This window comes from Pseudomonas juntendi (assembly GCF_021560075.1).
Taxonomy (GTDB): domain Bacteria; phylum Pseudomonadota; class Gammaproteobacteria; order Pseudomonadales; family Pseudomonadaceae; genus Aquipseudomonas; species Aquipseudomonas juntendi.
The window spans coordinates 3,373,581-3,398,566 of sequence record NZ_CP091088.1; the positions used below are offsets into that span (position 1 = coordinate 3,373,581).

The 24,986-nt window shown below is 58.6% G+C and carries 36 protein-coding genes, 1 tRNA gene and 2 pseudogenes; 27 read left to right on the forward strand and 12 right to left on the reverse strand.

Translation table 11 applies throughout. The features are described 5' to 3' along the window. Positions 1 to 113 precede the first annotated feature (113 nt). The 3 genes from L1P09_RS15810 to L1P09_RS15820 all read left to right on the forward strand — a co-directional run bounded on the left by L1P09_RS15810 (position 114) and on the right by L1P09_RS15820 (position 1,564). The gene (locus L1P09_RS15810) at positions 114 to 605 is read left to right on the forward strand and encodes a hypothetical protein (protein ID WP_100414030.1); all 492 of its coding nucleotides are present in this window, start codon (positions 114 to 116) and stop codon (positions 603 to 605) included. Then, entirely contained in the window at positions 602 to 889 is a 288-nt protein-coding gene (locus tag L1P09_RS15815; protein ID WP_137108982.1) for a type II toxin-antitoxin system RelE family toxin, read from the forward strand. Before L1P09_RS15810 ends, L1P09_RS15815 begins: the two co-directional genes overlap by 4 nt. Positions 890 to 1,072: 183 nt before the next feature. Then, positions 1,073 to 1,564: a hypothetical protein gene (locus tag L1P09_RS15820; protein ID WP_059395562.1), complete on the forward strand. Its 492-nt coding sequence runs from the start codon at positions 1,073 to 1,075 to the stop codon at positions 1,562 to 1,564. A 51-nt stretch (positions 1,565 to 1,615) separates the two neighbouring features. On the opposite strand, the gene L1P09_RS15825 is transcribed toward L1P09_RS15820, so the two are convergent. Then, positions 1,616 to 2,224, reverse strand: a complete 609-nt coding sequence (locus L1P09_RS15825; protein ID WP_064590645.1) for a hypothetical protein — start codon at positions 2,222 to 2,224, stop codon at positions 1,616 to 1,618. Between the two features lie 773 nt (positions 2,225 to 2,997). Here L1P09_RS15825 and L1P09_RS15830 point away from each other — a divergent pair. The 16 genes from L1P09_RS15830 (at position 2,998) to L1P09_RS15900 (ending at position 12,390) form a co-directional block, all read left to right on the forward strand. After that, positions 2,998 to 3,192, forward strand: coding sequence for a hypothetical protein (locus L1P09_RS15830; protein WP_054830705.1), 195 nt, complete (start codon positions 2,998 to 3,000; stop codon positions 3,190 to 3,192). Positions 3,193 to 3,521: 329 nt separating this feature from the next. After that, positions 3,522 to 3,788: a hypothetical protein gene (locus tag L1P09_RS15835; RefSeq protein WP_104886311.1), complete on the forward strand. Its 267-nt coding sequence runs from the start codon at positions 3,522 to 3,524 to the stop codon at positions 3,786 to 3,788. Between the two features lie 50 nt (positions 3,789 to 3,838). Next, positions 3,839 to 4,339, forward strand: coding sequence for an HNH endonuclease signature motif containing protein (locus L1P09_RS26385; protein WP_353957107.1), 501 nt, complete (start codon positions 3,839 to 3,841; stop codon positions 4,337 to 4,339). Positions 4,340 to 4,359: 20 nt separating this feature from the next. Then, positions 4,360 to 4,614 (forward strand): hypothetical protein, encoded by a 255-nt coding sequence (locus tag L1P09_RS15840; protein WP_235767867.1) that lies wholly within the window; start codon positions 4,360 to 4,362, stop codon positions 4,612 to 4,614. Continuing rightward, positions 4,611 to 4,841 carry a hypothetical protein gene (locus tag L1P09_RS15845; RefSeq protein WP_235767868.1) on the forward strand — a complete coding sequence of 77 codons (231 nt, stop codon included), beginning with the start codon at positions 4,611 to 4,613 and terminating at the stop codon, positions 4,839 to 4,841. The genes L1P09_RS15840 and L1P09_RS15845 overlap by 4 nt, the downstream gene beginning before the upstream one ends. Further along, the gene (locus tag L1P09_RS15850) at positions 4,838 to 5,008 is read left to right on the forward strand and encodes a hypothetical protein (RefSeq protein ID WP_235767869.1); all 171 of its coding nucleotides are present in this window, start codon (positions 4,838 to 4,840) and stop codon (positions 5,006 to 5,008) included. The genes L1P09_RS15845 and L1P09_RS15850 overlap by 4 nt, the downstream gene beginning before the upstream one ends. 120 nt (positions 5,009 to 5,128) lie before the next feature. After that, on the forward strand, positions 5,129 to 5,275 hold the full coding sequence (locus L1P09_RS15855; protein ID WP_172439570.1) for a hypothetical protein: 147 nt from the start codon (positions 5,129 to 5,131) through the stop codon (positions 5,273 to 5,275). 8 nt (positions 5,276 to 5,283) lie between these two features. Then, positions 5,284 to 5,916, forward strand: a complete 633-nt coding sequence (locus L1P09_RS15860; protein ID WP_004573816.1) for an AAA family ATPase — start codon at positions 5,284 to 5,286, stop codon at positions 5,914 to 5,916. 11 nt (positions 5,917 to 5,927) lie between these two features. After that, on the forward strand, positions 5,928 to 6,581 hold the full coding sequence (locus tag L1P09_RS15865; RefSeq protein WP_047934823.1) for a hypothetical protein: 654 nt from the start codon (positions 5,928 to 5,930) through the stop codon (positions 6,579 to 6,581). Between the two features lie 63 nt (positions 6,582 to 6,644). Beyond that, entirely contained in the window at positions 6,645 to 7,310 is a 666-nt protein-coding gene (locus tag L1P09_RS15870) for a 3'-5' exonuclease (RefSeq protein WP_197860357.1), read from the forward strand. Between the two features lie 3 nt (positions 7,311 to 7,313). Beyond that, positions 7,314 to 7,502, forward strand: coding sequence for a hypothetical protein (locus L1P09_RS15875; RefSeq protein ID WP_197860356.1), 189 nt, complete (start codon positions 7,314 to 7,316; stop codon positions 7,500 to 7,502). A gap of 81 nt (positions 7,503 to 7,583) precedes the next feature. Further along, positions 7,584 to 7,949, forward strand: coding sequence for a DUF7740 domain-containing protein (locus tag L1P09_RS15880; RefSeq protein ID WP_197860355.1), 366 nt, complete (start codon positions 7,584 to 7,586; stop codon positions 7,947 to 7,949). Continuing rightward, positions 7,924 to 8,475 (forward strand): hypothetical protein, encoded by a 552-nt coding sequence (locus L1P09_RS15885; protein WP_235767870.1) that lies wholly within the window; start codon positions 7,924 to 7,926, stop codon positions 8,473 to 8,475. Before L1P09_RS15880 ends, L1P09_RS15885 begins: the two co-directional genes overlap by 26 nt. A gap of 365 nt (positions 8,476 to 8,840) precedes the next feature. After that, positions 8,841 to 9,266: a hypothetical protein gene (locus L1P09_RS15890; RefSeq protein ID WP_060489023.1), complete on the forward strand. Its 426-nt coding sequence runs from the start codon at positions 8,841 to 8,843 to the stop codon at positions 9,264 to 9,266. Positions 9,267 to 9,346: 80 nt separating this feature from the next. Next, positions 9,347 to 11,035, forward strand: a complete 1,689-nt coding sequence (locus L1P09_RS15895) for a DUF4942 domain-containing protein (RefSeq protein ID WP_235767871.1) — start codon at positions 9,347 to 9,349, stop codon at positions 11,033 to 11,035. 17 nt (positions 11,036 to 11,052) lie between these two features. Next, positions 11,053 to 12,390 (forward strand): hypothetical protein, encoded by a 1,338-nt coding sequence (locus L1P09_RS15900; protein ID WP_235767872.1) that lies wholly within the window; start codon positions 11,053 to 11,055, stop codon positions 12,388 to 12,390. A gap of 47 nt (positions 12,391 to 12,437) precedes the next feature. On the opposite strand, the gene L1P09_RS15905 is transcribed toward L1P09_RS15900, so the two are convergent. Continuing rightward, positions 12,438 to 12,737 (reverse strand): hypothetical protein, encoded by a 300-nt coding sequence (locus L1P09_RS15905; protein ID WP_012273082.1) that lies wholly within the window; start codon positions 12,735 to 12,737, stop codon positions 12,438 to 12,440. Between the two features lie 181 nt (positions 12,738 to 12,918). On the opposite strand from L1P09_RS15905, the gene L1P09_RS15910 reads away from it, so the two are divergent. The 8 genes from L1P09_RS15910 to L1P09_RS15945 are packed head-to-tail and all read left to right on the forward strand — an operon-like array spanning position 12,919 to position 16,271. Continuing rightward, positions 12,919 to 13,335, forward strand: a complete 417-nt coding sequence (locus L1P09_RS15910) for a hypothetical protein (protein WP_096010358.1) — start codon at positions 12,919 to 12,921, stop codon at positions 13,333 to 13,335. After that, complete coding sequence (locus L1P09_RS15915) at positions 13,332 to 13,598, forward strand: hypothetical protein (RefSeq protein WP_235767873.1); 267 nt, start codon at positions 13,332 to 13,334, stop codon at positions 13,596 to 13,598. Before L1P09_RS15910 ends, L1P09_RS15915 begins: the two co-directional genes overlap by 4 nt. Continuing rightward, a complete protein-coding gene (locus L1P09_RS15920) occupies positions 13,595 to 13,975 on the forward strand; it encodes a hypothetical protein (protein ID WP_235767874.1) in 381 nt (126 codons plus the stop codon). Before L1P09_RS15915 ends, L1P09_RS15920 begins: the two co-directional genes overlap by 4 nt. After that, a complete protein-coding gene (locus tag L1P09_RS15925) occupies positions 13,972 to 14,529 on the forward strand; it encodes a hypothetical protein (protein WP_235767875.1) in 558 nt (185 codons plus the stop codon). Before L1P09_RS15920 ends, L1P09_RS15925 begins: the two co-directional genes overlap by 4 nt. A gap of 43 nt (positions 14,530 to 14,572) precedes the next feature. After that, entirely contained in the window at positions 14,573 to 15,034 is a 462-nt protein-coding gene (locus L1P09_RS15930; RefSeq protein WP_235767876.1) for a hypothetical protein, read from the forward strand. A 51-nt stretch (positions 15,035 to 15,085) separates the two neighbouring features. Next, positions 15,086 to 15,823: a metallophosphoesterase gene (locus tag L1P09_RS15935; protein WP_150060275.1), complete on the forward strand. Its 738-nt coding sequence runs from the start codon at positions 15,086 to 15,088 to the stop codon at positions 15,821 to 15,823. A gap of 15 nt (positions 15,824 to 15,838) precedes the next feature. Further along, complete coding sequence (locus L1P09_RS15940; RefSeq protein ID WP_235767877.1) at positions 15,839 to 16,015, forward strand: hypothetical protein; 177 nt, start codon at positions 15,839 to 15,841, stop codon at positions 16,013 to 16,015. Between the two features lie 10 nt (positions 16,016 to 16,025). After that, a complete protein-coding gene (locus tag L1P09_RS15945) occupies positions 16,026 to 16,271 on the forward strand; it encodes a helix-turn-helix transcriptional regulator (protein WP_070086141.1) in 246 nt (81 codons plus the stop codon). On the opposite strand, the pseudogene L1P09_RS15950 reads toward L1P09_RS15945, so the two are convergent. From L1P09_RS15950 to L1P09_RS15990, 10 genes and pseudogenes are all read right to left on the reverse strand, one after another. Continuing rightward, positions 16,268 to 17,244: pseudogene (locus L1P09_RS15950) on the reverse strand (tyrosine-type recombinase/integrase). The gene L1P09_RS15945 and the pseudogene L1P09_RS15950 overlap by 4 nt on opposite strands. A 139-nt stretch (positions 17,245 to 17,383) precedes the next feature. Further along, positions 17,384 to 17,457 (reverse strand) — tRNA-Cys (locus L1P09_RS15955). A gap of 153 nt (positions 17,458 to 17,610) precedes the next feature. Next, positions 17,611 to 18,636 (reverse strand): protease SohB, encoded by a 1,026-nt coding sequence (gene sohB / locus L1P09_RS15960; RefSeq protein ID WP_009682123.1) that lies wholly within the window; start codon positions 18,634 to 18,636, stop codon positions 17,611 to 17,613. A 609-nt stretch (positions 18,637 to 19,245) separates the two neighbouring features. Next, on the reverse strand, positions 19,246 to 19,722 hold the full coding sequence (locus L1P09_RS15965; RefSeq protein ID WP_182362275.1) for a Rha family transcriptional regulator: 477 nt from the start codon (positions 19,720 to 19,722) through the stop codon (positions 19,246 to 19,248). A 237-nt stretch (positions 19,723 to 19,959) separates the two neighbouring features. Beyond that, complete coding sequence (locus L1P09_RS15970; RefSeq protein ID WP_182362276.1) at positions 19,960 to 20,961, reverse strand: hypothetical protein; 1,002 nt, start codon at positions 20,959 to 20,961, stop codon at positions 19,960 to 19,962. 51 nt (positions 20,962 to 21,012) lie between these two features. Beyond that, positions 21,013 to 21,414: a DUF6971 family protein gene (locus L1P09_RS15975; protein ID WP_182362277.1), complete on the reverse strand. Its 402-nt coding sequence runs from the start codon at positions 21,412 to 21,414 to the stop codon at positions 21,013 to 21,015. 785 nt (positions 21,415 to 22,199) lie between these two features. Continuing rightward, entirely contained in the window at positions 22,200 to 22,727 is a 528-nt protein-coding gene (locus tag L1P09_RS15980; RefSeq protein ID WP_232866768.1) for a hypothetical protein, read from the reverse strand. Positions 22,728 to 22,872: 145 nt separating this feature from the next. Continuing rightward, positions 22,873 to 23,208 (reverse strand): annotated as a pseudogene (locus L1P09_RS26390) (BRO family protein); the annotation flags it as partial. Positions 23,209 to 23,263: 55 nt separating this feature from the next. Further along, positions 23,264 to 23,548, reverse strand: a complete 285-nt coding sequence (locus tag L1P09_RS15985; protein ID WP_182362280.1) for a hypothetical protein — start codon at positions 23,546 to 23,548, stop codon at positions 23,264 to 23,266. Positions 23,549 to 23,610: 62 nt separating this feature from the next. Continuing rightward, positions 23,611 to 24,921: a tyrosine-type recombinase/integrase gene (locus tag L1P09_RS15990; protein ID WP_182362281.1), complete on the reverse strand. Its 1,311-nt coding sequence runs from the start codon at positions 24,919 to 24,921 to the stop codon at positions 23,611 to 23,613. Positions 24,922 to 24,986 lie beyond the last annotated feature (65 nt).

The following is a 24,986-nucleotide window of genomic DNA, read 5'->3' on the forward strand; positions in this document are numbered from 1 at the left end:
AATCGTTAGCTACCGTTTCGTGGCGCGGATAGTCATTGACACATTCAAGTCTTTGACGATAATCGCGGTCCAGCCTACTTTTGGCTGACTGATGTGTGTAGGAGGCAATTGCAATGCACGCAATCACTCAAATTGATCGCATGGAGCGCATGAGTGACTATCTCCGTGGAGAAACCGTTCGGTCCTTAGACCTCTTGAGGGATATTGACGGAACCATTGAGTCCCTAGTCCTGATGCGCCGCCAAATGGATGCCTTTCGCGAAGCAGTAGAAGGCCTCATTAAGGTCGTCCATGCCGAGACGAAAGGGATCTTCAGCGAGGATGAAATCATCCCATCGCTTGAGCAGTCTCAAGACGTTCTGAAACGCCTTCACGACAGCCTGAACGCTCGCCTGAAATGCGCTCGAAGCGCGCCAGAGCTTCGCTCTGATGACGGAGTCGATGACGCGTATATGCAAGCAATCGGGGCAGTGCTGAGCTACGACGAATCTGTCGAACGTTTACGCTGGTCCATTCTCGAGCATAACGCTGACATGGAAGGTCGCAAAAATTCCATCGTGCTGACCACTGACAAAGACATTGATGATCTTTTTGACGACCTGTGAACCTGATAATCCGATCGCTTGTGCTCCCAGAGAGATTTAGAAAGCTGCTGGGAAAGCTCCCAGAAGACATAAAAGCAGCCGCAAAACAGGCACTTAAAGATCTTAAGAAGAATCCTCAGCCAGGCTACTTGAAGCTAGAGAAGCTAAAAGGTTATAAAAGACCAGACATCTATACGATCCATTTCACGGGGAATAACTCACATAAGATGAGTTTTGAAATGGATGGCGACAAAGCCATTATGAGAAGCGTTGGAACCCACAAGCTCATAGATCGGAACCCTTAAAAGCCCGCCTCTGCGGGCTTTTTCATGCCTTCACGCTTTTTTCACGCCCTACCCTGCACAGTGAAGGCTCATCCGATTTCCCTACGTTAGCCCGCGCTTCCCAGCGGGCTTTTTTACGCCTGCGTGATGGCGGATGGCCAGAGTGGTAGGATACGAGCTTAACCAACACAGGCCTGTTTCACGATGAAAAAAGTATGGATGCCTTTGGCGCTGTCTCTTGCCCTGTCCGCATGCGCCATTCCTCAGCAGCAAGCCGTACCACGAGTCCCATTCCCAGTAGCCGAGTACGATGCACTTCCCAAAACCGGGACCGGATCGCTGACCGGGCAAGTCTTCATGCGCACCGTAGGCGGCGACGTTAAATTTGGCGCCGGCAGTGATGTCCATCTGCAGCCCGTTACCTCCTACTCACAGCAGTGGTATGACACAAATTACCTAGGCGGCCAGCCTCTAGCGCCGGCCGACCCGCGGGCATCTCAAGGGCTGCTAACCACGCAGGCTGATGGCAACGGAAACTTCAGTTTCTCTAACGTGCCGCCTGGGAAATACTTCCTTAGCTCGACCGTAAGCTGGCAAGCTCCATCCCAGTATGGTTTGCTTCCGCAAGGCGGCGTGGTTGCCAAGATCATTACAATATCGAATGGCTCGCAAGCCCGAGAAATGCTTACGAAGTAGCCTCTCAAAAAGCAGAAGCCCGCCATCGAAGCGGGCTTTTTGCTGCCTGGTTTATAGAGAGGCAGGATCTATACCGATCAGCCGGAGAGACTCGGCAAGCGATGGGTCTATCACTGTCTCTCCGGTGGTTGATGCGGCCTGGTTGATGCCTACAGTCCGGTACTTCAAGTTTTGCCCAGACAGCATTTGCTTCAGGATCTTCCTGGCCTTCTCACCACCGGTAACCGTATACGGGCTCATCATCTGGGTGATGTTGAGCATTGCCTGGTCCTGTGTCTGCTTGACTAGCGCCGCCTGCTCGGGAGGTAGATTAAGAGCATATTGAGGCGCGGCAGGCATCATGCTGACAGGTGTCTCTTGGGGCGTAATGGTCCATGCCTCGTTCTGATCGATCCGCAGTTGGACGGTGCCAACCGGGATTTTGAAGCGACCGCCAGACATCAAGCCGACATAGATCTCATCGCCCTCCTTCCGAACCACCGGATAGAAGTGAAGCGACCTGGTCACGATTGAACCCGAGGCCGGGAACTCGCTCGTGGTCACCATCATCGTGGTTTTATCCGTGAACTCGTCAGTGGTTCCAGTTGCCTGCCACGTTGGTCCCGCTGCGCATCCGCCCAGCGCAACAGCTGCCGCCAGTACCGCGATGATCCCTTTCATTCCCATCTCCACGTTTTTGGTCGGCGCATTGTAGCAAAGCGCCACTGCTGCCAACCGGTCGCACGGTGCGGTTTTGTGGACACAAAATTCAGCATTCTAAATTTTTTAATTGAGCATGCTTGACCATAGCAATTCAGCTTGCTAAATTTCACCTCAAGCAGTCACTCACGAGGGACTGCAGAGGCCCTCAAGCCTCACCGCTCTTTCACATTGATGGGAACCTCGCGGATCGATCCCGGCAACGGCACAGCGCGAGCAACAAATTCGATCCCCATGCCAGCTCTGGAACTGGCCAGCTCGAAATCAGGCGGAACGTCAGCGCGGCAGGAACACAGGCCGGGCCACGGAAAGCGGATGGAGGGTTGCGCTGCAAACGCTCCCTGCCGGGATGCCCTTAGAACGGGCGTCGGTACCTGGCACAGCGCGAGCAGCGATTAACCAAGAGGAGGAACCTGCCCATGAAGTAGATAGACCAGCCGGAACGCGGACCGGCAACCCACGACGGACTGCCCCACCCAGCGGGCCACAGAGCTGCAGTCGGCAGTCGTGTAGCGAACACCTTACCCAGCGACCACCCCGCCGAGGCCGATCGACGCGAGGTGATAGGGAAGCTCAAGGCCAACCGAACTGAGAGCAGGGCCGTCGGCGGCTGAGCTCGAACGACCACCACTGACGCAATACCCCGGCCTGTCGCCAGTAGCGAGGCCGGGATTTCACCAGGTGCCATTCAGAGAGTGGCATCCGGAAAATCAACCGCCCTGGAGGGCAAGACGATGAACCTGACCGACAGAAAGCAGGATGACCGGATTCGTTCGGCCCTGCGCAATGCGGACAAGCGCGGCCAGCTGCAAGTGGTTGCAGCGGTAACCGGCATTGCCGGTGGCGTCGAGAAGCTGCGCGAGATCATGAACGGCACCGACGAGTTGCACATCATGGATCGCGGCATGCTAGCCCTGCACCTGGGCTGAATCCCTTGACAGCCGGAAAGACGGCCCGATGCCCTGCTCCCCATCGCAGGCTGCATCGGAGTGCAAGTTCGCAGGTTGCATCTGCGCGCGGGGCCAGAAGTCTAGGGATTAGCTGCCCAAGCCTACCTGGCCGTGGCCTGCCTGATCACCAGGCCGAGAAAGTCCGACGCAGATAGCGGTTCGATTCCGCTGAGCTTGCACCCCGATGCATCCCGCATCCCCTTCCCTTCACTTCGACCGCATTAGGCAGGCGCCAGGCCACCTTTCACGGTGGGTTTGGTCACCCGCGCCTGGCTCCTGGCCAATGCGGTCATACCGAGGAAATCGCCATGTGCAACTGCGCATCCGAAGTCGAAGCCAAAGCCAAGGAAAAGATCGCCACACAGCTGCCCGATGGGGCTCAGTCGCTCACCGTCGAGCTTCAGGGCATGGCGATGATCCTGGGCAAAACTCTGGAAACCAAGAACAAGCTCAACCTGCACGTCGAGTATCAGGCGCCGAAGCGCGCCGGCGGCTTCAAGACCGTCAAGCAGGACCTTTCGATGATCGGCAGCTACTGCATGTTCTGCGGTGAGAAGTACCCGGAGGCAGCATGAGCGGCTGGATCAAGTGCAGCTGCCTCAACTGCAGTGCTGAGTTCGAGAAGATGAAAGCCGAACTGGCCAGAAGCCCGAACAGCTTCTGCTCCAAATCCTGCAGTGCTCAGCACAGGACGAAGGTAAACGTTGATCGCTTCTATGAGCGCTGCGAAAAAACCGCGTCTTGCTGGAACTGGAAGGGAAACCTGAACTCCTGCGGGTACGGCTACTTGAAGATCAAGGGTCGCGTACGAAGGGCGCACCAGGCTAGTTACGAGATATCTCGGGGGCCAATACCTGCTGGGATGGTCGTCATGCACTCCTGTGACAACCCAGCCTGCGTCAACCCTGATCACCTTTCTCTAGGCACTCACCTGGACAATATGCGCGACATGCGAGCGAAGGGGCGCGGAGCCTCGAAGCTGAACTCAGAGAGTGCGCGCCTGATCAGGGCCTCAACATCCAAGACCAGCGATCTTGCCGAACAGTTCGGCGTGAGCGTGAGAGCGGTGCGAAACGTTCGCTCAGGCACCAGCTGGCAAAACATCCCTTCCCCACCCACCGAGTAACCCACCACCTGGAGGCGACCATGGCTCGCGAGCATGAGCTTTACGCAGACAGTGCCCAGGCCCGCGAGATCGACCGCCAGTACCAGCTCTTTGGTGACTCGTCGTGGGTTGACCATATGACTTCGGAGCAGGCCCGGGCGAACAACGAGGCTTGGAACACGATGATCCGCGAGCGCGATGAACGCCAGCGGGCAGAAAGCCGCAGAGTGATCGGATCGGCTCTCGACAGGATGGAAGCCATGTGCGGCTCAGGTGCCGCCCGGAGGACAGCATGAACAAGAAGACCAGGCAGGACGTTGTCGAAATCATCGAGTTGCGGTTCACGCAGATCTGCGCGTCGTTCAGCGACATCCTACGGGGCGAGCTGGAGATGGCCATCGATTTGGCTGGACTCACCGAAGCGATAGGCCTGGACCAGCAGCGCAACTACAAAGAGCGTCTGAACAGGATCATTGAGCGAAACAACCAGCAGGCGCTGGAATCGTTCGGGAGGGTCGCATGAGCACGGCACCGTTTAAATCCCTGATTGACGAGCAGCTCGAACAGATCGAGCGCAGCCTGGCCATCATCGGCGTGGGCCTGCCCCGCGAATGGCCAGTGCAGAAGTTGCGCCCAGAGATCGTCGCGGCGCTCAAGGCTGGTCAGATCGCTGTGAGGCCACGGCCATGAGTAGCTACCAGCGCGCACGCCGCTTCGCCATGTGGCGCGGTAGCTTCATCACCCTCTCCCTGTGCACCGCCTGGATGCTCGCTAGCGCTTACGCAGGCTGCATCACCTCCTGAGGTAACCATGAACACAACGCCCCGCCTGGCCGCCCAGCTCGACTGGATGACGGTCGGATCGTTCTCGCCTGAGCGGTACCAGGGCGACGAGCGCAAAGAGTACGAAGAAGAGGCCGCTCGCATAGAGCGGCAGTGGGACAACCAACCCAGCTGAGGTGCCGCATGGCAACCGTAACCCTGATCCTCGGCAAGTCCGGGGCCGGCAAGAGCGCGTCGTTGCGCAACTTCAAGCCTGATGATGTGGCTTTGGTCCAGGTCATCAAAAAGCCGCTTCCCTTCCCCGGCTCTAAAGCGTGGAAGTCCTATGTCACCGACAACTGGGTCAAGGTCATCGGTGCCTGCCGCCAGACCAAGCGCAAGGTGATCGTGATCGACGACTTCCAGTACATCCTGGCCAACGAGTTCATGCGCCGGAGCGAGGAGAAAGGGTTCGACAAGTTCACCGAGATCGGCCGGCACACCTGGAACATCTTCGAGGCACTGCTCGGTCTGCCCGATGACGTTCGCGTCTACATCCTCAGCCACACCGAGGAGACAGACGCCGGCCAGATCAAGATGAAGACCATCGGCAAGATGCTGGACGAGAAGATCACCTTGGAGGGCATGGTCACCATCGTCCTTCGATCGGTTGTCAGCGACGGCCAGCACCTATTCAGCACCCGAAACAACGGGTCGGACACCACCAAGGCCCCGATGGGCATGTTCAACGAGGCGATGATCGATAACGACCTCGCCTTGGTCGATGCCGCGATCTGCGAGTACTACGACCTCACCAACACAACTCAGGCCGCATAGGAGCCTTCTCAATGTTCAATCTGGACGCAAATGCCGCGCGCTCCGCGGACAACAAGTCAGCCTTCATCGACGAGGCGGGCAAGTTCATTGGCGAGTTCCTACGCGCCGAGTATATGGAGAAGCAGGAAACCGGTTCGACCGGTATCGGCTTCACCTTCAAGAGCCGCGATGGTGCCGAGGCGACCTTCTACCTCAACCTGACCTACCAGCACGGCACCCGAAACGAGGGCGGCTACGCCATGATGAACGCCATCATGGCCTGCCTGCAGCTGCGCACAGTCGGAGCGCCACAGCCAACCCAGTTCGAGAAGTGGAACAACGACACCAAGCAGCGTGAGCAGGTAACCGCCCCTGGCTTCCCCGAGCTCCTGAAGAAGCCAATCGGCCTGCTCATCCAGATGGAGATCGAGAAGAGCAGCCAGACCGGCATGCCGCGACCGATCATTTACGCGCCATTCAGCGCCGAATCGGAAAAGACGGCATCCGAGATCCTCGACCCGCGTTGCACTACCCCAGCGAAGCTGGAAAAGATGGTCCAGCAGTTGATGAAGAAGCCAGTGCATGACCGTCGACCGAAGTCAGCGCAGGTATCCAGCGGATACGCCCAGCAAGACAACTACGACTACGGCGCACCGCCTGACTTCTCAGACGAAATCCCGTTCTGATTGCTCATGAGCAGCAGTCCAGCCCGCTGCTGCCACCCCTTCCTCTTCCGCGATGGACCTCATATGACCACCTACATTTTCGACTCTGAAACCACCGGCCTGAACAACCCCGAGTTAGTTGAGGCCGCCTGGCTGCAGCTCGGTGCCGGCCTGGCCGTAACCGGCGAGTTCTTGCAGCGCTACAAGCCATCCAAGCCCATCGAACTTGGCGCCCTGGCAACCAGCCACATCCTGGACGAAGATCTGGTCGACTGCCCGCCGCATGACTCCTTCAAGCTGCCCGAGGACGCCACCTACCTAATCGGTCACAACGTGGATTACGACTGGAGTGTGATCGGCAAGCCGGATATCAAGCGCATCTGCACCAAGGCCCTAAGCTCAATGCTTTGGCCGGATGCTGACTCGCACACACAGTCAGCGATGATCTACCTGCACTACCGGGCGGAAGCGCCCGAACTGCTGAGAAACGCCCACGCCGCGCTGGACGACGTGAAGAACTGTCGTCGCCTCCTGGCTGCAATTTTCACCTCACTGAAGGCGCAGCTGGGGCGACCGGTGGCCAGCTGGGAAGAACTCTGGGAAATCTCCGAAGACGCTCGCATCCCGAAGGTCATCCGCTTCGGCAAGCATGCCGGCTCCAAGATCGAAGACATCCCGCGCGACTACAAGCGCTGGCTGCTCGGCCAGGCCGACATCGACCCATATCTGCGGAAAGCGCTGGAGAAGTAAGCCATGCCACTCGCAAACATCCTTGATCTGCTCCAGCGCCGGAAGGAACTGGAGCAGCACCTGCAGCTGCTGTTCAACCGCAGTTGCCAATGGGGCCGCGCCGAACGTGTGCGCGGCGCCGCCACCATCGAGAACCTGACCCAGCAACTGGTCGAGGTCACCGAGCAGATCGAAACGGCGCGCGCGGCATGAGGCGGATCAACAACCTGGTCCGCCAGCGCCGGCGGCAAGAACAGTTCCACCTGCCGCCAAGCGGCCTATCGGAGCACCGAAATGCAGAAAGCCCCCTCTGGAGTCGTCACCCTGCCGTCCTGGATGAATCGACCGGTCAAGAAGCTGTACATCACCCGCAGCGGCGGCCAGTACCGGCCTGATGATGTGGCCCTGGCCTTTGCCCTGAGCCTGCGCGTGCACGACTGCGCCGATCACCTGCGCAGGCTGGCACGTCGCTTGGTGGACAAAGTCTGCCTGGAGCACCAGCCGAACATGAAGCGCCTGGCCCGCGAGCCGGACGACGCCAAGGTGTTCGACGCCGCGCTCAAGATCATCAACCGGGTATGCGACCTGCTGGATATCAGCCCGGGCACCCGCTTTGTGCGCAATGGAGGCGATGATGGCTCTGACGCAGCAGCAGCGTGACGAGAAGCGCCGTGCCAAGGCTGCCAGGTTGCAGGAAGAAGACCTGCGCTTGAAGGTTCGACCAGGGACTAAACAGGCCCTGCTGGAGCTGATGGAGTGGGCCGGGATCGAGGAACAGGGCGAGGCGATGACGCTGATGATTCATCACATCGAAGCGCTCGGGCATCACGCGCTGTTCCGGATCACGCGCCACGAAATCGAAGCTCACCGAAATGTGGCGCGAAATGAGCCGCTGCGGCTTTCAGCCAGGAAGCGAACCGGCCAGAACCTGCGCGCCATCTGCGGCTGGGCTGACGCAACATACAGCCAGATGATCGAGGCGCTAATCCACGGCATTCACGCCCTGGGCAGCCTGCACGCGACGAAGTTTCTCGCCCCGCCAAAGCACGAAATCAGCATATCGCCGCGCCTTGCTCTGGCCTTCGACCGAAAGAGCATGCTGATGATTCAGCAGGATCCGGGGGATGAGGTTATCCAACCTAAGGCAATGAGGGGTCTGGCTGGTATGGCCCAAGAACTTTGTTGATGTTCGGCCAGACTAGGTAGGCCTTCCAGTTCTCATTGTCGTTTGAGCAGTAAACCAGGAATTCGCTACTGCTATCCCTGCTGACTCTGTATCTGATGATGCCGCAGCCCTTTACCTTGGCTTGAGCCAACGACGAGGAGATTGCGGTGTTGTATTCCCAGTTCCAATCGCCTGGATACTTGTCCTCTACAGATTCAGCTTGGACTCCAAACGGAAGCAGCAGCGCTGCCAATACCAGAAACCTCTTCAATCCAGCACCTCCATGGCCCGGCCCCATGCCGGTCACCCGTAATACCCCATCCAAAACCAAATTGCCACCATGCCGCCACCAGCACGGAGGGCCGCGCATGATCAGGAGATTCCGCATGCAGAACATCCCGCCCCGCCCGACAGCCGACAAGGCAATGATCCTGGAAGCCTGCAAGGTGGTAGCTGAGAAGCTGGACGGCGCCGACGCCGAGACGATCGCCCAGCACTACCGACGCCACATGGATGGCTTCGAACTGGCGAAGGAGCTCGACAAATACGCCTACTGGGACACCACCAGGGATGACATGGAAGCGCTGGATGAAGTCGATGCCCTAGTTGATCAGGCGGAGCGTAAGGCCGTGAAAGCATGGGCTGAAGAGCATAACCCACAACCTCCGCTGCCTATTGGAACTCGCATCACGCAGGGCGTAATCACTGGAATCTACGATTACGAGCCAGCCACCTACCGGGTCAAGGAAGATGGCTGCACCAACGACAGCCGGAGCCTTCTGATCAAGTTCGAGAACGCTGTCGCCGCCTAACCCGCGCTGCCCGCCAGCGCCTTCCCCTATTCAACGATAACGCCTCCCCGGCGAGGGCGGCGCCTGCCTAGGAGCTACCCATGGGGTCAGTAGAACGAATCAAAGCCGGTGAGCTGGTTGAAGATATCGACGATTTCTTCGCGCCGATGGCGAGCGACCTGGTCGATAGCCTGGTCGGCGAGTACGACGCTACCCGAAAGCGCCTGGAGAACATGGCTTCGTCGGTGTCCTCCGAGGCCTGCCGCGGCGTGCTGCACTACTTCGTCGAGGGGAACGTGCAGGAGCAGCGCCACAGCATGCCGACCACAGTCGAAGCGCTGTTCAACCTGTCCGGCGCTGTCGGTCAGCTCAATGCCGATTTCTGGAACCGAGCGCTGCGTATGACCGACGTCCTCGACTACATGCCGCAGAAGCGCCGCGACGAGTGGTTCGACCAGATCCGCAACCCGCTAGGACGCAAGCCCGGTCGTCACAGCAATGAGACAGAGCTTGCGCCGCTGCCTGAGTTCGAAGAAAACACCGTGCGCTCCACCTTGGCTTCTCTGCTGAATAGCCGCACCAAGTTCTTTGGCGAGCGCGTGGACGGCATCTTCCGATCTCTGAGCCGCGAGCACGTGACCAACTGCCCGCAGGGCTTTAACAAGCGCATGATCCTGCTGCGCGCCATAACCCACTACGACACCATCGACAGCAGCACGGCCGGCGTAATCAACGATTTACGGTGCGTCATCGCCAAGTTCATGGGTCGCGATGAACCGAAGTATGGCGCTACCGATGCGGTGATCCGGGCCGCCCGGAAGCAAAATGGTGTCTGGATGGGCGTGGATGGTAACGCGTTCCGCATCCGCATCTACAACGGCGTGGGTACCGCGCACCTGGAAGTTCACCCCGAAATGGCCTGGCGCCTGAATGCGGTGCTCGCCAGTATGTACCCGGCTGCGATCCCGGCCGAATTCCGGACCAAGCCTAAGCGCACCAAGAAGCTCAAGGAATTCGAGCTGTTCGACCGTCCGCTTCCCTTCGCGGTGGTTGAGCTTCTGGCGGGAATGAAGGCCGGCTGGGAGAAGAAGGAAAACCCTGGCTTCCGGGAGCCACCTTTCCTGAATGTTCCGCGAACACGCCGGTTTGAGTATGGCGGCAGCAATTCCGACAACGCGACCATGGTCGAGGCCGGAAAGGTACTTACCGCCATCGGCGCGGTATGGATCAAGGAGCACAGCTATTGGCGATTCGACTACGAGCCCGCCGACATCCTTGACCAGATCGTATGCTCCGGCTGCATCCCCGACCACAAGTCTCACCAGTTCTACCCGACGCCGGCCTGCGTAGCTGAGAAGGCTATCGAGCTGGCGGACATCCAGCCTGGTCACGCTTGCCTTGAGCCGAGCGCCGGCCAGGGCGGCCTGGCTGACCTGATGCCGAGGGACGCAACCACCTGCATCGAAATCAGCGAGCTGCACTGCAAGATCCTCGAAGCCAAGGGCCACAAAGTGGTAGAGGCCGATTTCCTGAAAGTGGCAGGCCTGGGCAGGTTCGACCGTATCGTGATGAATCCACCCTTCAGTGAGGGTCGCTGGCAAGCACACCTGCAGCATGCGGCAGGTCTCCTCTCAGATGGCGGGCGCCTGGTCGCGATCCTCCCGAGTAGCGCGAAAGGCAAGGATCTATTACCCGGATTCACTCATGAGTGGTCGCTCTCATATGCAAATGAGTTTGCCGGCACATCGGTAAGCGTGGTGATCCTCGCTGCCCAGCGCGAATTGAATTGATGAACTTGGAGTTACCCATGCCCACAGAAAACCGATCCAGCAACACCCGCGAGCAGCTCGATGCGCTGTGGCGTGATATCCAAGATTCCGCGCTGCGCAGTGAAGATCCGCCCCACGTTCGGTTCGCTGCAGCCATCTTGGCCTGCCCCACCCCGCAGCCCCACCCCGAGCCAATAGCCTGGATGGTTGGTACTGCCTTCTGGTGGACCAAAGAAGAGGCAGAGAGGGATGCGGCGGCGACTGGGCTGCCGATTGTTGGGCTGGGGCCGATGGCCGCAAACACCACAATCCAGCAGCACCAGGGCGAGCCGGTGGCGCTGCCTACTCGCCACGTACATGAGCACCACGGATGCTTCCTGAGCGAGCGACAGCATGGCTGGAACGCCTGCCTTGACGAGATCGCCAAGCTGGGGCCGCTGTACACTCACGCCGACCCTGCAAGGCTTGAGAAGCTCGAAAGTGCGCTCAAAGGGGCCATGAAGCTGAACAAGGAGGGCGCCGAACGCGAACGTTCGATAATCGCAGAGCGTGACACCCTGCGCGCCCAGCTGGCCGAGGCGCATGAGCTGCTGCGTGACGCCTTGGCAAGTCATGGCGTGATGCTGATGTCCGATCCGCCGCAAGATCCATGGAAGACGCGGAGGATCGGCGAGCGAATCAGGGAAGCTTTATCCGCCAGCGCAGAGCCGACCTCTCAAAAAATCACAACCACCGAGGACAGCAAGATGAAAGACGATAAAACGGATCTTCCGTATGTCGAAGCTGATGTTAACGACAGTATTTTAAGCGGCAAAGATTGGGCCACTTACACAATTGCGGATCAGCCACCCGAGTACACACATATGCAATTCTCGGTCAACCGAGGATACGGCGAGAGCCGAAGTCTTGCCGAGCTGTATAAACATTACTTTGTGGATGGGGTTCTGCCCGAGCTGGGCGACGAAATCCGAATGGTATGCACAAGGCGTACTGCCGATCATCTTGAGATAAATCTGAAAGTATTCCCTAAAACCCAAAAGTGGGTGCCCTACGATGAAATCTGTCGAAGTCAGCATCCAGGGCAGATTTTAACGCCTATGGAAGATCATGCCAGCGCAGAGCCGAGCGCGCCGACCGAAGACGATTATTTGCCGGAAGGTATCGTAGAGGCGGCAATTCACGGACAGATTATTTCTCTGCCGAGCGCCCCGGTTGAGATCGATGAGCGGGCGGAGTTTGAAGCTCACATGCTACGTGATTTCCCCGGTGTAAAACTTATACGCAGCTTGAGTCGGGAGCATTATCGCAACCCTAGCCATGAAGGCGCCTGGAGATCGTGGCAAGCCCGCGCCGCCCTGGATCGCAAGCCCTCCTGACCACTGGAGTACAAAAGTACTCCACTCAGCTGTAGCCCCTGTCCCCTCTATTTCGAGCAGGCGACTTTATCGAATTTCGGCTGGGTATCGGTGGCGATCCGGCGAGCCCGCCCCACTCCCCAGGCCAGCGCCCTGGTCATTGACTCGCCAGGTCGGGAATCGAAAGCCTCTTCGTGAAGGGCCATGCCACTCGCGGCATATACCCCAATGAACATCTGCGTGTTACCCGTTCGCGACAGGCGCACCTGAACATCAATGACCGTTCCATCCTCGAGTTCTTCGTCATGAGTTCGGTGGTGAAGCGTTGGATCAGCCCACTCCCAGAAAACTTCACCGCGAATCCTCATGTCGGCCTCCTACGATTTTAGTTGTATGCCACGGGTGAACTCTCACCATAGCCAAAGCGAGGCGAGACGCAATCTCGGTATCGCAGCTTGATAACTGAATCGGACCGCCGGCCGATTTTCTTGTACCGAACCCAACCACATGTACAACTTACTGCCGCGATATGGCGGCCAAGGAAGCGCTATGCCCAAGTCAAAGCAGGCGGCACCGTGGTGCCCGGATGAATGCCCGATCACGGGGCGCAAGTTCTTCATGTGGATCGAGCGCATCGAAGGTGGCCAAGTCCCAACCTACGGCGGCCCGTACGACAGCTTCACCCTCGCCCAGCGTGATGAGCAAGGCACCTTCTGGTGTGATCGATTCGACCATGACGAAGGCTGCTGGACGGACAGCATCCACATCGACTTGCGCCTTATCGACAACCAGCGTGAAGACTTCGAATACGGCCATGTGACTGAAGTACTGGAACAGTGCATGACCCTGCGACGAGCACTGGGCGGCATGCTGTTCGCATTTGATGACGGCGTTGGCCAGGACTGGTCGCAGGATCTGCTCGACTTCGCGCGCCAAGTCACGCCAGCAGTCGAGTTCAAACCATGACCCGCCTCGCCCTCTGCCTCCTGCTGCTGGCCACCGGCGCCAGCGCAGAGCAGCTCACCCCTGATGTGGAGGTGATCCACGACGACAAGCGCGCCGTAACCTGCTGGGTGTTCCGCGGCTCCTACAAGGGTGGCATCAGCTGTATCCCCGACAGCCAGCTGCAGGCCGGCAACGAGCGCCAGCTCTACCCGCACGAAACCCAACCCGAACCTACACCCGCTACGGCGCCTGGACGCTGGACCGTAGAGAGGTATTCGATGTGAGCGAAATGATCGAAGTAAGAGCCAGGGAACTGACCGGGCACGCGCTCGACTACTGCACCCTGGTGGCAAACGGCAAGCAGGCTCGGATGACTGAATCCGGGGTTCGACAGGCAATTGGCGGAAGCGTTTTCAAGCGCTTCAGCCCCACATCTGACAGCCGATTAGCCAGCGAGCAAATCCTCAGCCATCGAGTGCGCTTCGATGCGCTGCTTCCTGGATTCGAGTTCTCGGCAAGGGTCGGCGACGTGATCTGTGGCGGCGACACAATCGACATAGCCGCCTGCCGAGCAATCGTCGTTGCATCGCTTGGCGAGGCATTCGCCCTGCCGCGCCATGTGGCGCCTGGGCGCTGGATTGATGAGAGGTATGAGCTGTGAGCAAGATCGATTGGAGCAAAGCGCCTGAGTGGGTAGACGGTCACGGCCTTGTGGCCCACCACGGCATTACCGAGGTGTGGATCAACCTGGACCAGTACGCCGTGGTAGGCGCCGAGGATCGCGCCTATCCATACGGTGGCGGTACCGGCGATCACCGGCACAATTTCACGCAGGGCCAGATCCAGTACATCACACCGCGGCCGTCGCGCTGGGATGGTGAAGGTCTTCCGCCTGTTGGCACACTGGTTGAAGCATCATTCGCCTGCGAAGACTTCGAAAAATGGCACGACGGGGTTTGCGTTGCCGTAGGTGAAGACCCGGAAGGCCGCGAGGAATTCTGCGTGGTTCAGTGCGGCAATAAGATTGCCATGTATCGAGACGAGGCAAAACGTGTTCGCCCTCGTCGCTCGCTTGAGCAGATCAAGGCGGAAGAGCGCGAGAAAGCCATTGTGGAGATGGCCGAGACGATGCACGCAGCAACTGGCTTTGGCGTGAACCGGGCTGATTGCGAAGCGCTGTACGACGCCGGCTATCGCAAGCAGGTGGCTCCATGATCGCCCTCGCCTACATGGCCTACCTGATCTGGACGGCTCCGCGATGAGTGACGCACCGATTGAACCCCAAGACTGGACGCACGGCGTCAAGGTCGTCCAGATCGAAGACATCAGGGTCGCTCGGGGCCTTACCCGAAGGCCAAAGACGACCTGCAACCACCGGAAGCTTGTCTATGACGACAAGGAGCGCCGCATCTGGTGCAGTGATTGCGAATCTGAGGTAGAGGCCTTCGACGCATTCGCCGGCCTGGTGGAGATGTTCAGCGCAGCGCAGTCCAGTCTCAACCGCCGCGCTGCCGAGTTAGCCGAAGCTGAAAAATTCCAGATCCGAAGCCGTGCAGCCAAGGTCATGGACGAAGCCTGGCGGAGCACGAAGATGGCGCCGCTCTGCCCACATTGCAACAACGCGCTCCTCCCCGAGGACGTGGTGGGCGGCCTCGCCAGCATGTCGAAAGAGTTCGCCCAGGCCGAGCGCCGGCGCAAAGCCAGCCTAACACCGAAGTAACCCCTCCCCCTACAACTCAAGCCCGCCGACATGCGCGGGCGAGGATTCTGCATGCTCGAAAACATCGAGGTGGTGCGCATCAAGCGCTTCGCCGCAAACACTGCTGGCCGCGATTTCGCGGTGGGCGACATTCATGGGCACTTCACCCAACTGCAGGCCGCCTTGGACGCCGCCGGCTTCGATCCGGCAGTTGACCGGCTGTTCAGCGTTGGCGACCTGGTGGATCGTGGGCCAGAGTGCCGCGACGTGCTCACCTGGCTGGCCAAGCCATGGTTTCACCCGGTGCGCGGCAACCATGACGATTACGTCTGTCGCTTCGACACCTGCGACGTCGACAACTGGGTATACAACGGCGGCGCTTGGTTCGCCGGCCTGGCCTGGGATGAGCAGCGCGAGTTCGCCGCCCAGTTCCGCGAGCTGCCGATCGCCATCGAGGTGGAGACGCCCGGTGGGCTGGTCGGTGTCGTGCACGCCGACTGCCCTTTACCGTCCTGGGATCAGCTTCGGGCCGCACTTGAAGCGCCAGAGTCTGCCAAGCAGCTTCGACTTACGCAGAACACCTGCATGTGGTCGCGCAGCCGAATTGAGCTTGGCGAGACCGAGGGCGTGCAAGGCCTACGGGCTCTGGTGGTCGGACACACCCCGCTGCACAAGCCGGCAGCCCTCGGCAACGTCATCCACATCGACACCATGGGCTGGCGGCCGCAGGACGGCGGGTATTTCACCCTGTTGAACCTGGCCACGCTCGAAGCCATCCCGCCCACGCCCGCCAAGCTCAGCTGGGACTGAGCCAGGAGACCATCCATGAACCTGATCGACTGCTACGTCACGAAGATCCTCGGCGAGCCGTACCGCAAGTTCGGCGCCTGGTGGGTTGATGTCAAGTACAACGCCTGGGGCAGCGTCAGCACCACCCGACTCATGTTCCGCACCGAGGAAGCCGCCCGGGCGGCGAAGGTCGGGCATCACTTCTTGGCCTAAGGAGGCACAGATGGAGCAAGAAATCATCCACGTTCCCGAGCTGGCGAAGATGCTCGGCCGAACTGAATCATCCATCCGCAGTGCGCGACAGGACGGGGCGAGCTGGCTCCCGCCGTTCTTTAAACAGGGAAAGCGGGTATGTTGGCGGGTCGCCACCGTCCGCAAGTTCTTGGAAGAGTTTGAGCAGGGCCTACACACCCCGGCAAAGCCCGGGCGGAAGCGCCAGGCCCCGCCGACGCTCGCCAGCGTGCGTTAACCCAGCTTGTCGGCCAGGGAGTCAGGGCAAAGGTGCGTGTATCGCCGGAGCATCGACAAGGTGCGGTGCCCGGTGATGCTGGCCACCTCCATCAGGGACAACCCTTTCTCGAACAGCCGCGATGTGCCTCATGTCGCAGGTCGTGGAAGTGCAGGTCTTTCACCGCGGCAGCTTTGCAGGCTCGGTTGAAGTACTGACTGACCGAGTGAGGTGCCAGCGAGAACACTCGGCCATCCAGGCGCGCAGGCAGGCCATCAAGCAGCGCCCTGGCCTTGGTGGATAGCGGCACGAGTCGACGACTTCCGTTCTTTGTGTCCTCAAGCAGCACATGCTTGCCTTTGACGTTCTCGCGGCGCAGGCCCAGCAGCTCGCTGCGGCGCATGGCCGTCTCCACAGCTATCTGGATGATCGCCGGCATTTCGGCGTGAATCTCCCCCGCCTTCTCGATCACCGCCGTGAGCTCGAAGCTTTGCGGCCGTCGATCCCGCTCTTTTGCCCCCTTGGGCATCCGCAGCTTCATCACCGGGTTGCTCAGCCCCTGAATACCCCAGTCCTTGATCGCCACCGTGAACAGGTGGCTGATGATGGCCAGGTCAAGCCGGACCGTGGCCGTGGACTTCCCTTCCTTGAGCTCACCATCCCTATATAAAGCAAAGTCGCTGGATTTCAGCGCAGCCAAGCCTTTGTCGGCCAGAGCGTGCTTCTTCCACTTGTTGATCCGGGTCATCTCCTGCTTCGCGCCTTTCTTCGACGCGGTGATCTCCCTGGCGTAACGGTCCAAGGCCTCGGCCAGGGTCGTGCGCTCTGCCTCCCGCATGTCAACGAAGCGCGCCCGCGACATGTCACCCTCGATCTCGGCCGCCCAGCGCTGGGCCTCGGCCTTTGTATCGAAAGTTGCAGACAGTTGCGGGTATCCTTTGCGGCGGATCTTTGCCCGCCATGCGCCGCCTGGGCGCTGTTCGTAGGTAGCCATGCACCGGATTTTGCCGGGGACAGATGGGACACGCAATTTCCTTTGCTGTCCCAAATTTGTCCCAAATGCAGGTGGCGGGGTCAATCCGCAGGCATTAAAAAAGCCCCGCAACCTCAAGGGCTGCGGGGCTTTCGAATGGTGGAGGCCGAGGTCGGAATCGAACCGGCGTAGACGGATTTGCAATCCGGAGCATAACCACTTTGCTACTCGGCCTCAAAGTCGGACATAGCAGCTTGCGCTTTGCTATCCCCTTGAAACACTGAACCTTTTTCAAAGTTCGCTGCGTTTCGATGGGCGCCATTATGTCTTCATTCTTTTAACCTTGCAACCCCCTCGACGAAAAAAAATTTCAACGGGTTCAAGGTGTTAGCGCAGGCGGCCGAGTTTACTCCACAAACCCACCAAGGTGTTCTCCACCGCGCCACTGGCTGCCACGCCGATTCGCTCCTGCAGGCTTTTACGCTCGGCATAGTGCAGGTGGAACAGGTTGGCGTTGCGGGCACGTTCGCTCAGGTACTCGTCGCTGGTCTGCAGGGTATCCACCAACTGGCGGTTCAGGGCCGCCACGCCTAGCCACACTTCACCGGTAGCCACTTCGTCGATGTGCAATTGCGGGCGATAGCGGGCAACGAAGTCCTTGAACAACTGGTGGGTGATGTCGAGGTCTTCCTGGAACTTCTCCCGGCCTTTCTCGGTGTTTTCGCCGAATACGGTCAAGGTGCGCTTGTATTCGCCGGCGGTCAGCACCTCGAAATCGATGTCGTGTTTCTTCAGCAAGCGATTGACGTTGGGCAGTTGCGCCACCACGCCGATCGAACCCAGTACGGCGAATGGCGCACTGACAATCTTGTCGCCGATACAGGCCATCATGTAACCACCGCTGGCAGCCACCTTGTCGATGCACACGGTCAGCGGGATGCCTGCCTGGCGAATGCGCGCCAGCTGGGAGGCGGCCAGGCCGTAGCTGTGCACCAGACCACCGCCGCTTTCCAGGCGCAGTACCACTTCATCGCGTGCGGTAGCGAGGGTCAGCAGGGCAGTGATTTCATTGCGCAGGCTTTCAGTGGCCGAGGCCTTGATGTCGCCATCGAAGTCCAGGACGAACACCCGGCCCTGCTCGTCGGCCTTGCCTTTACCCTTCTTCTGTTGTTTCTCCGCCTTGGCCTGCTGCTTGCGCAGCGCCTTTAGCTGGGCCTTGTCGAGCAAGCCGGATTCCAAGCGCTCGCGCAGGTCCTTGTAGAACTCGTTCAGACGGGTGACCTGCAACTGCCCACCCGATTTGCGCCGCCCTTTGCCACGCAGCCCGGCGATGGCCGATAACACCACCAGAATGGCGATGACCAGGGTGGCGGTTTTGGCGAGAAAGCTTGCGTATTCGGCAAGAAACTCCACAGTAGTCCTCAATGCCCGGAATTAAAGGGCTACGCTACCATGGCTTGTGACACTTTGGTACGGTCCTGTGACATTCCGAAGCACTTGAGGCAGGCTCAGCGACGCACCTTTCCGGGGTCCCTATCGCGCCCACGGGCACCCATGCGAGGGCCTACGGGGGAGCCTGCGCGGGAAGTCTTGTAATGGTGACCTTTCAGATTTTTCTGTCAGATTCTCAAGAGGGTCGGCGAGACCACAACCAGAACCCCAGTTGAACGGCCAGACAGACCCAGTAGAGGGCCTGTAGGTGGTCCATGGGGTTCTCCTTGAGGGATTAGAGTGACTTGTGAAAGCGAACGTCTGTGAGTTCGTGTTGCAGGGCTACCTCAAGGAGGCGCTCATATGAATGCGGCCAGCTCCCTTGGGATTGGTCGTCAGAGGCGCCTGATTGCAGCAGGGCAAAGCACAGCGCAGCATGCGGGGTCAGAGACTCGACAGGCACTTTAGTAACTACCCGCTTGCCCTTGTATGTGTAGCACAGCGTGACACTCATCGACGGGCCTTAGTGTAGGCAACTTAATCCAAGAGCTTAGCGCGTCACGCTTCGTTTATGGAAGTGTCGTTTGGCGCTTACCGGGCCTTGAGACGCCTTGCAGCGGCCTTGATGTCCCTCATTGCGATTCGATAGTTGTCCTTCTCTCGTTCGAGCAGGTGAACCACAGCAGCCTGTATCGACACACGTTCAAACCCTGAGCCTTCCAGTTCAAGCCAGCGCTTGACGATCATGTTGGACAGCTTGAAGGAATACCGGGAGAGCAGCGTAAAGGTCAGCTCTTTGTCGAGAATGGTCAGTGGACGTAGTTCACCCTTGGCATCCGGGTAACGAGCATCGACAAATTTAACCTCCCCAGATTTGGGGGCGTTGATTAGCTCAAGCTCGTTGAGCATCTTTCGGATGTCTCGGAGTACGTGGTCATGGCGCTTGCCGGTGATCTCAGCGATCTCCAAGGACGACATACCGGGTAAGCCGTTGAGGGTCGTTGAGGATACCGCTCCGGCCTTGGAGATGTTCTCGAAGATGGTTGCTGTATTGGTGGTCATGGTCATAGTCTGTTTTCCTCTTGTTTGCTCCCTCAAGTTCGCTCCCACCGGCAGCCGAAAGACCCGACCAAGGGTTCTGCCGGTGGCATGAAGGAACAAACAGAAAGACTTTCGGTTAGATAGATGCCCAGCGACGGGCGATGATGCGGATAGGTGAAGCTGTGCCCCTGCCGGTCCCTCTTTAGGTCCGGCCTTACGGGGCTATCAGGGTTTCCCTTAGATCAGCTCAGGGTTTCCCTTAGATCAGCTCAGGGCAATGCGAGTGACCAGCGGAAACGGCACTTGAACGGTCTGAAGACGATCCTCGGTCAGAGCTACCTTGACCATGCCATTGGCGATGATGTCCACCACAGCCATGATCTCAAGGTCCCAGCCTTGGGCGCTCGGGTTGCGGGTCGCTTCGATGCGCCAAACGTTGCCGTCTTGACGCTCACGGTAGCTCAGTGAGGTGAACAGCTTGGGCAACATGAAGATGCCATGGTCGTTGCCGGTGTACGCCTGAACGCCTGCGCCAATGAGTTCCTCAATGGAGCCCAGACCAGCACGTTGAGCAGCACGCTCAAGGACAGCCACCAGCGACACGGGCAGCAGGATCACGAAGTCGCTCAGCGAGGTCCCTACGGTCTGGTTGATGTTCAGGGTCAGGATGTCGATGAGGTCCTCAGCGATCTCGACAGGCTTACCCGTGGGCTTGGCCTCGGATACGCTCTCGGTGCTTGGGGCAGTCGCCAAGATGGCAGCGACCTTACCGGCTGCGCTGTGCTCGATGTCACGAAGCATCTTTTCAGCGGTCTGCTCCATAGACTGCACGGTGAAGCCTGCCATCAGATTGTGGTCGAGGATGGTGGCACGGTGGCTGATGACCAATGCCGTGTCAGTGGCCTCGGTGAAGATCACAGAACCGGCCAGCACTTCACCTTTGTCGATGGTCTGGTTATCCCAGTTCTTGCGAGGGTCGAAGGTGACAGAGCGGTCGGCCATGGTGATGATTTGTTGCCCAGTGGCCTCAGAGCCAGCCGGACGGAACTCACAAGGAGTTGCCTCCATGGCAGCCTCTCGCCACTCATCGCCGTTCAAATAGTCCTCAGCGGCCTCCACGAGGGCCTCCACATAGACGGACACATCGGTGGCCGCTTGGGTCTCAGGTCGAACATCGGCGGTGTTGAATCGGATTGACCCGGTGTTTCCATCGACAATGGCAGTGGAATAGGTCGAAGGTTTGGTGTACTCGAATGGTTTAGTCATGATTGTTGTCTCCTGAATAGATGAATGAAGTGGTTGTGTGTCGAGGTGCTGTTACCAGCCAGCGCTATTGGCACGGGAGGCGGCACGGATACGGGCACCATGCTCACGAATGGCAGCGGCTCGGGCCTCCTTATCGGCCTTCGCTTGGGCGATCTCACGAGGCGACCATTCACGGCACCGCTCGGCATGGGCATTGGCCTCAGCCTGCAAGCGAGCACGCTCCTGAGCCTTCTGGTATTGGTCTTGGCGGTACTCTCGGGCAACTACAGGAATCGCTTGGAGCGACAGACCGGCCTCATCGAACGCCTTAACGATCTCGAATTGCTGGCCCTTAACGGTCCCGCATTGGGCGACCAACATGGGCAGCATGATGTTCTCGACGTACTCACGGTTCAGGGTCTGGCCCGACACGGTGACTTCGTTCTTCAGGACTTTCGTGATAGTGATTTTCATGGTTTGGGTTCTCCTATTGGGGACCCTTTGATTCGTCCTTGCGCCATAGACGCGCACGACCAGACGGCCAAGGAGAAAGCCTTCGCGGGCATCTTCAAGGACGATCAAAAGGTTCTGGGTTTCAAGTGGTGTTGATGACGCTGATTCAGGACATGGCAAGCCTGAAGGGCGTCGAAGGGATCAACCGTGGCGACGGCTGTTGTGCAGGGGCGAGGAAATTATTTTGTTGTTGGTCTTCCTGTCTTACCCATAGTGAGGGTTTTTAACGACAGTCTTGACGGACGCCTTTAAGTTGTGAGTGAGATTCCTTCAGAGCCACTCAATGGAATCCTCAAGTGAGTCGAGGCGATGGCTTGAAGACACAACCCTTGTTCAAGTAGTTGATTCAAACGGTCGAGAGTCTTTTGGGGACACTTAGCGAGGATCCGTTGGGCCAGACCATCCATGTCAAAGGTGACCTGTCCATCCTTGTAGGTCCTGAAGTTGAAACGGTGGTCACTGAGAGTTCGGCGTAGCTCAATGAGCTGGGTTCGAGCAGGTCGAGGGAATACAGTGGACAAGATAGACACGTCCTGATCGGTGAGGCGTGAGTTAGCTGGGCAGACAATGATGGTCATGGTGTGAGGTCTCCTTTGAGGTGTTCTTAAAGATGCCCTTTGAGATGAATGAAAGATGAGGGGTGTAATTACAATTACCCCTCTCCCTCTGGGTCTACTCGATGAGCTTGTCGATTCCGTTGGCCGCTTGGGTCTCGTTGAGTTTTCTTTTAAGTATGCGGCATTTATTCAGGCAGCCTCAGCGCCCAGCGTTCTCAGGTCGTGGTGCAGCTTGGCGAGGACTTCAGGACTTGGTGGTTCGCCCTGGTCTTCCCATTCGTTGACACGGCTGGTCTTCAGGAAGCCATAGCGCATCTCATGGATCAGCTCATCGGGGCGACTCTTGAGCAGGTACGGCATTGCCAGTTCGATGGCCTTCACATACCGCTGTGCTTGTCGGAGACCCAACCTGTATTGCGCCATAACGTTGGCCGCTGAGACGACTTCAAGTTCTGCAAGGATGGCAACAAGACGTTTCACGGACAGAGGTTTGGACGAGCCACCAGCGCCGATTGGGCGGTCATGCCAGTCGAGCCTTGCGATGCCCTCAAGGATGTCCATTGCGAAGTGGGGATATTGACCGTAGTCGGTGGTCGGCCCGATGAAGCCGTAGAATAAGTTGGCGATGATCTTGGTGGGTCGGCCCCGGCCACGCTTGGGAACGGAGAGTGCAGCGGTGGTGATCGCCTCGTGCTGGGCTGGGTCGTAACTGGTCATGTTTATGGTCCTCCTGTGGCCGCTGCGGGAGTGCAGCCATAGTGAGGGGTTTTGCGACATCGCCATCCATGATGCCCACGGCAATCGGGTTGTCCGACTCAGCAGCGTTGTACTGGCCGGTTTTGCGGATGGTCGGGACCACCTCGTCGGCAATCCACGAGCGGAAGGACTCAGCGGCCTTCGAGTCGCCCCGCATGAGCATCCTGTAGACCCAGCCCTCAGTGGCAAGCCATGAGTTGGCCTGCACCACTCGACTTGTTGGCAAGCCTTGAACTTGGCTCAAGACCGAGCCTTGAGTCTGCTTCAAGGCCACGAGGATTTCACGCCACTGGAAGGCTCCAGAGATTCCCGCATTGTTGGACCGGAAGACCGAGACCGATGCACTTGGGTCTTTCAAGCCAGCCGCTCGGGCCACCTGAGTCGCCACGAACAGCAGGTCATGCTTAGGGTGACCCACGAGGACATCCAGCTCGATGCCCATGAAATTGCGCTTTTCAAAGCAGGCCTACCGGCAAGCGGTAGACCCTTGATACAAATCAATGGCTCACATGGTAGATCAGCCATTCACCATCCCGCTCCGGGATACGGAAGTTTCTTTTTACTTCGTAATACGTCCCGTCCACAGTCACGCCTTCAGCCCCAAACCAACCACTAAAATCAGGTATCTTGATAGCAAATGTACCTGCCCGAACCAAGAATGCCGAGGTACCATCCGCGCCTGTAACAACGTCTGCATCTGGAAAGTCTAAGGAATAGACTGCATCTTCAAAGCATACAGTCTCGCCTCCGGACAAAATAAACTGAATATCCTTGCCAATCATCTGGCTCTCCTTTGAGCTGCGAATAGAAGTGTCAGTATATCCAAGGCACAGCACGCTGACGCCTATACGTCCAAAACCTTAGCCCGCACCATCCCCAAGGCGTCTACCATAAGCTCCCTCGAGGCTGCCGCGTTGCCCCCGTAGAGATCGAATGCAAGCGTCCCCGAGCTATGCCCCAAGATGGCCTGAGCGATACCTACGGACACCCCAGCGGCCTTCAGGTCAGATGCCATAGAGTGCCTCAACGAGTGGAACGAAAGCCCTTCCCCGGTCTTGGTGCCCAGCACATCACGGATCATCTGATTGGTGAGCTGATCGAAGCCGCTCTTGGACTGAGTGAACAACCGCCCTTGGGTCTGCGAGAGCTTCTCAAGGTGGTCCTCAGGGATGCCCAGCAAGGGAACGATGCGACGGCTGAAAGAGTTCTTCAGGGTCTTCCCTTCCTTGTCGTTGATGTCCATGACCCACTGACCATCGCCAGTACCCTGGCCCTCGACCTTGTAGATATCGCTGCCGGTGAGCTGATAAATCTCCCCAATGCGTGCCCCAGTGGCAACCCCAAGGGCAATGGCTGATGCTTTCCAGTCTTCACCGAGGTTGCCCACAGCCCAGACCTGTAGAGCCTTAAGGTGGTCCTCAGTGAACGCCTCACGGGCGCTCTCGGCACCTTTGGCAATGGCCAGCTTCTTGGAGTAGTCACGGTCAATGAGACCGGTGGCCACAGCCCAGCCAATGACAGAGGAAGCATGAGTCATGATCTTGTTAACAGATGATGGCTTGCGACCATCAGCCAAGAGAGCGTCACGGAGCCCCACAAAGGTCGCCCTTGAGTGCTTGGCCATATCGGCATCCCTGAGGTGCCCGACGATGGTCTTGGTGCAACTCTCCCAGTTCTTCAGGGTGTTGGCCGACAGATCACCGCCCCGCTCTGCCTTGAAGGCTTCGTAGAGGCCGCTGAAAGAGGTCGCTGAGGTGCCCTTAGAGAGCGACTTACAGATAGGGACAGGCACAAGCTCGTCACTATCAATACAGCCACTCTGATTGATGCTACCTATAGACCCCTTCAGGTCCCCATTGAGCAGCTCGACCAGCCCTCTCAGGTCCCCACTGTGCCTGCCTTGAGCAGCCGCAAGGACTCTTTGAGCCATTAGAACGGTCTGCGCCTGAGCTAACCCCAGGGGCATCGTTTCGGCAATCTCAGCGAGGTTCTCAGAGACCTCATCCAGTACCAGCCCGTAGGCATCACCCTGAGGATTGCCTAACGCTTCCTCAGCGATGAACCGAAGGTTGTCCCGTAGTTCCTCCCACGTTGCGTCAGGCTTATCGAGGTGAAAAGCCTTGAGGGTCTGAAGGAGGTGCTTTGCGGTAGTCATGGCAGCAGGTCGATTAGTGGTCTTGAGCGAGATCGTACAGGAGTCGTGGCAGCCCTTGAGGCGGA